Source organism: Streptomyces sp. NPDC102274 (assembly GCF_044766385.1).
GTDB lineage: Bacteria > Actinomycetota > Actinomycetes > Streptomycetales > Streptomycetaceae > Streptomyces.
In genome coordinates this window covers 1-3,567 of the sequence record NZ_JBIWLW010000118.1, presented here as the reverse complement: position 1 = coordinate 3,567, position 3,567 = coordinate 1, and the positions used below count along the sequence as shown (strand labels likewise).

3 protein-coding genes and 1 pseudogene are annotated in these 3,567 nt (G+C 64.0%); 2 read left to right on the top strand and 2 right to left on the bottom strand.

The features are described from left to right. Positions 1-262 precede the first annotated feature (262 nt). Both ACIRQP_RS42220 and ACIRQP_RS42215 read left to right on the top strand, forming a co-directional pair. On the top strand, positions 263-997 hold the full coding sequence (locus tag ACIRQP_RS42220; protein WP_403900757.1) for an IS3 family transposase: 735 nt from the start codon (positions 263-265) through the stop codon (positions 995-997). Positions 998-1,143: 146 nt separating this feature from the next. Then, a pseudogene (locus tag ACIRQP_RS42215) lies at positions 1,144-1,379 on the top strand (transposase); the annotation flags it as partial. 160 nt (positions 1,380-1,539) lie between these two features. On the opposite strand, the gene ACIRQP_RS42210 reads toward ACIRQP_RS42215, so the two are convergent. Continuing rightward, positions 1,540-1,860 (bottom strand): hypothetical protein, encoded by a 321-nt coding sequence (locus tag ACIRQP_RS42210; RefSeq protein WP_403900755.1) that lies wholly within the window; start codon positions 1,858-1,860, stop codon positions 1,540-1,542. Positions 1,861-1,885: 25 nt separating this feature from the next. After that, positions 1,886-3,567, bottom strand: a 1,682-nt coding sequence (locus ACIRQP_RS42205; protein WP_403900753.1) for a polymorphic toxin-type HINT domain-containing protein, incomplete at its 5' end; no start/stop codon positions are given.

The following is a 3,567-nucleotide window of genomic DNA, read 5'->3' as shown; positions in this document are numbered from 1 at the left end:
ACGGCGGGTGCGGAGGGCGGCCCGGGGAAACGGGCTGGTCGCAAGGCCAGCACCGCACCCCGGGCCGACCCTACTCCTGTGGGTGAAGTAGCTGCCGCGGACCCGGCCGTCGTGGCCGGGGTGATCAGTGACCAGAGGACCGGGCACAACATTCCGCACACTGTCTCCTGCCGCGCGCTGGGCGTGAGCGAGTCGTGGTTCTACAAGTGGCGGAGCCGTAAGCCCACCGGGCATGAGCTGCGACGACAGCAGCTGAGAGGAGATCAAGGAAATCTTCAAGGCGTCCGGCGGCATCTACGGATCACCGAAGATCTTCATTCTGCTGGTGCGCAAGGGCTGGCACGTCTCGGTGAACACCGTCGCCAGGCTGATGGCCGAACTCGGCCTGGTCGCCCGCGTGGTGAAACACCGCAAGGGCCTGACCAGGCAGGGAAAGCGGCCCGCTGCCCCGGATCATGTGAAGCGGGACTTCACGGCCGAGGAGCCCGACCTCGTCTGGGTCGGCGATATGACGGAGATCGTCACCGCCGAGGGCAAGATCTACCTCGCGACGGTCATCGACCTGTTCTCACGGCGCCTGCTCGGCTACGCCATGGGCGCCCACCATGACGCGGACCTGGTGGTGGCCGCTCTGAACATGGCCGGGACCACCCGGGGCGGTGACGTGCGTGGAGTGATCTTCCACAGCGATCGCGGCTCTGAATACATGTCTGGCAAGTTCGGCCGTGCCTGCCGCAGGCTGGGCGTCTTCCGGTCCATGGGGCGCGTGGGATCGTGCTTCGACAACGCCGTGAGCGAGGCGTTCAACAGCGTCCTCAAGGTCGAGTACGTCCACCGGTGCACCTTCGCCACCCGGGCCGAGGCCCGGATCAGGATCGCCACCTGGATCACCGACTTCTACAACGCCCGTCGGCTACACAGTGTGTGCGAATTCAAGAGTCCGATCGACTACGAACGCGAGTACTGGGCCGGCCTCACCGTGGGGCTGGCTGCATAGAAAGGACTCCACAGTTCGAGGGGATTGACAGTGGCGTAGCGGTGCCGTAGGCGCAGGGCAAAGTCGTAGACGCTGATCACGCGGGGCACCCGCCCCGTGGGCAACGGGATCCGCAACAGGGTACGCAGGGCCGTGTGACGAGAGGCGCCCGCTGCGAGGACCGTATCCGAGACGCCCGCTCCACCGGCCTACGCAATCTTCCCTTGCACGGCTTCGCGCACGCTGGGAACCGAAGAAAATTCGCCTCCGCCTGTTCTCAGCCGCCGCACAACGCATCACTACCGGCCGCCGCTGCTACCTCCGCCTCGCGACGCACTGGCCCTGGACCGACGTGATCACCGCAGCGGCCGACCGGCTCCAAGCCCTGCCGAACCCAGGCTGACCAGCACCTTCAAGTCCCTCCGAGCAGCATCACCCCACCGGAGAAGTGGAACCCGGCGCCCACCCGACGCGACAGCCGGGCCACCAGCAATCCCACAACCAGGCCACAACAGCGAAACGGCCCGACGGAAGAACCGACGGACCGTCATGCAAGATCGAGGCTAACGCGAATTATCCGTACGGCCTTGACGTTCCGCCAATTTCTTCCCATGAGCGACACGCGAATTCAGTAGATCAACCCAAACATTGGCCTCCCCCACCGAATAGTGAGCACTCTGGGCATCCGGCGCCGTCTCTATCAAGTGCAGCAAGGTCCACGAGAGCCCGAAACAGTCATCAGTGCCAAATACCTTGGCCAACGCATGGGCTTCTTCATTCGAAACCGGTTGCGAAATTCGCTCAAGAAGATGCTGCTTTTCCGTAACCTCCTCTTCGGTGGCTTCTTCCGACGGAAATACGCCTGCATTGATCAGATCTTCCACTTCGTTCCGAATTGACATGATTCACCTAAATTTGGCCGATGCTACGATAGTAGGCCATCATTTCCAGAATTCCTGTGTTGAAGTAGCCGGGATCATTGTACTGCTGTTGTCCTATTCGTCGCATGTCCCAGATGTCCATGGCAAGAACGGTCCGGAAGGGAAGACCTGCATCTCGCCTCTTTGTTCCACCACCGCGACCGCCATAGGTGCGGGTGAGTTCATGGTCCGCCTGCTTCATCACAACTGCCCCTCCGTCCGGCCTTGGCAAATGATGCAGTGCATCCTGAGGCATGTGATGAGGCGTTAGGCCATCTCCTGGAATTCCGGGATCCAAATCGCCAAACCGGCCCCCCTGATTTTCCTTCACTACTTTGCACGTGTTGTGAACCAGGACCGGCGTCGTCCCCGCAAGCACATAGTACGTGTGGAGGTTGGCGACGGCGAAGTTGTAGGTGCGGACGTGGTCGGTGTAGGGGCGGTTGTTCGCGATCTTGGCGGTGGTGCCGTTGGGGGTGCTGAGGGTGGTGCCCGGTTTGAGGTCGGCGGCGTTGATCCAGGCGTTCGCCTTGGGTATCCAGAAGGGGTGCTCGGCTGTGCCGGTTATCTTCTGGTTTCCGTCGGCGGTGGTGATGGTGAGTTCGTTGAGCTTTTTGTCGCCTTCGGAGGGGAGGAGTTCGGTGACGGGTTGGGCGTTGGTTTCGCCTGTTGTCGGGTTGGTGGAGAGGACCTTGTCGCCGACTTGGATGTCTTCGATGTTCTTCGTGGTGCCGTCGGCGAGGAGGATCGGAGTGCCGGCGAGGAAGCACTGGGCGGTACCTGCCTTGGTGCCGCCTGTTTTGCCGAGGACTTTCGAGGCGACGGCTTTCGCGCCCTTCGCGGCTGCTTTGGCCACGGCTCCGCCGATGACGGAGGCGACGGCTCCGACGGCGGCTCCCTTGCCGGCGGCGGAGGCGTAGCCGCCGAGGCTGTGGTCGGCTTCTGGGTCGAGGGCGTTGCCGACGGCGCCGGCGGCCGCGCCCGCGATGGCTCCGCATGCCGCTCCCACGGCGACGGCTCCGGCTCCTGCGGTTGCCGCGCCGACGCCGACCGCGACTGCTCCGCAGGTCACTCCGACCACGACTTCGGTGACGATGGTGATGACGGTGACGTGTTTCTTCATCCAGCCCTTGGCCTTGCACCACCAGTCGCAGGGGGCGGGCTTGGTCACCGTGACCGTCTTGGTCGTTGTGTAGGTGACGGTGGTCGTGGTGCCTGAGGTGTTGCTTCCTGACCCGCCACCGCCACCGCCGCCTCCATCGCCACCACCGGTGGTCGACTTCGTGCCACCGCCGCCGTAGTGCTGGGATGGGTTCGCGGATCCGGTGCCACAGATGTCCGCTGGGCAGAGCCCGGTCGGGTCGCTCGTACTGATGGGGCTGTTGCCTGCGTAGGCGTAGCCGTTCATCTGGAGCGGTTCGCTGATGTCGATGACGGGGTCTGCCGAGAGGAAGCGGCCGGCCGCCTGGTCGTATTCCCGGGCTCCGATGTGGGTGAGGCCGGTGGTGGCGTCGTCGATGCCGACGCCGAGGTAGCTGCGTTTGTTGGGCCAGGTGGACGGCTTGGGGCCGCGGGTCTCTCCGTACGGTTTGAAGGCGCGTCGGGTGACGGTCTGTGTGCCGCCGAGTTCGACTGTGGTGTTGGCGGTGCCGAGTTGGTCGGCGATGAGGA